General features: G+C 77.4%; 1 protein-coding gene. It reads right to left on the bottom strand.

Going from position 1 to position 1,071, the window contains the following annotated elements:
- Positions 1–96: 96 nt before the first annotated feature.
- Positions 97–1,071 carry an NAD-dependent epimerase/dehydratase gene (locus ABZ833_RS45635; RefSeq protein ID WP_361060059.1) on the bottom strand — a complete coding sequence of 325 codons (975 nt, stop codon included), beginning with the start codon at positions 1,069–1,071 and terminating at the stop codon, positions 97–99.

Raw genomic sequence — 1,071 nt, 5'->3', positions numbered from 1 at the left:
CCGTCCCCGCTCACGGGCGGGGCACTGGTCGAACAGGCCCGCCTGGCCGAGGAGGTCCGCGCCGTCGCGCTGCGCGGGCGGTGAGGGCCGGGCTGGTCAGCCCGCCGCCCGGCGCCGCGCGACAGCCGACACGACGTCGTCGACGGCCTGTTCCAGGGGCACCTCGGGGCGCCAGCCCGTCATGTCCCGGAAGACCGAGGAGTCGACGTCGAGGTCGCGGAGGTCGCCGGTCTCGGCGTAGTCGGGCGGCTCCACGGACAGTACGGGGACGGGTGGCCGTCCGGTGTGCACGGCCGCCGCGTCGGCGATGGTCCGGAACAGGTCGCCGAGCGTCACGACGTGCCCGCCCACCGCGCAGGCGCGTCCGTCCAGGGCTGCCGCGTGGTCGAGTGCGACGGTGAAGGCGCGGGCCGCGTCGCTCACGTCGAGGAACTCGCGCCGCACGGTGCCGTCGTGCCACAGGGTGAGAGGCTCGCCGGACAGGGCCCGGCGGGCCATCGCGGGCGCCACCCCCGCCTCGCTGCCGACGGTGGTGGGCAGGCGCAGCGCGATGCCACGGACGGCGCCCCGGGCCGCGGCGTCGAGCAGGTGCCGCTCCGCTTCGGCCTTCTGCCGCGCGTAGACGCTGCGTTGGGGGCCGCCGTCCGCCACCTGGTTGGTGCTGGCCAGGAGCAGGATCGGGGGAGGGCCCCCGCCGTCCGCCGCCGCGCATCGCGCGATCACCTCACGCACCAGGCCCACGTTCACCCGCTCCGCCCGGGGGTCCGACGCGGCGGACCGCCACGAGCCCTGGCCCCTCATGTGCGCCACCAGGTGGATCACCGCGTCGGCGCCGTGCACCGCGTCGGCGACCGCGCCCTCCTCGGTGAGGTCGGCGCGCACCACCTCGGTCGTCGCCCGGCCGCCGCCCGGCACGGCGAACGGGCCGCGCGCCACCGCGCGCAGCCGTATCCGACGGCCGGAGAGCTCGCGCACCACGGCGGAACCGATGTACCCGGAGGCGCCCAGGACGACGACCAGGGGGCGGCGGGACGCGTTTTGCCCGGCGCCGGAGGATGGGGGAGCGGTCAT

The organism is Streptomyces sp. NPDC047525, from assembly GCF_040643025.1.
GTDB lineage: Bacteria > Actinomycetota > Actinomycetes > Streptomycetales > Streptomycetaceae > Streptomyces > Streptomyces durmitorensis.
The sequence above is the reverse complement of the archived record's forward strand: the minus strand, read 5'-3'. Positions and strand labels throughout refer to the sequence as shown.

Excerpts from the sequence above, each read along its gene's own strand:
- ABZ833_RS45635 (WP_361060059.1), bottom strand. The coding sequence starts at position 1,071 with ATGACCGCTCCCCCATCCTCCGGCGCCGGGCAAAACGCGTCCCGCCGC.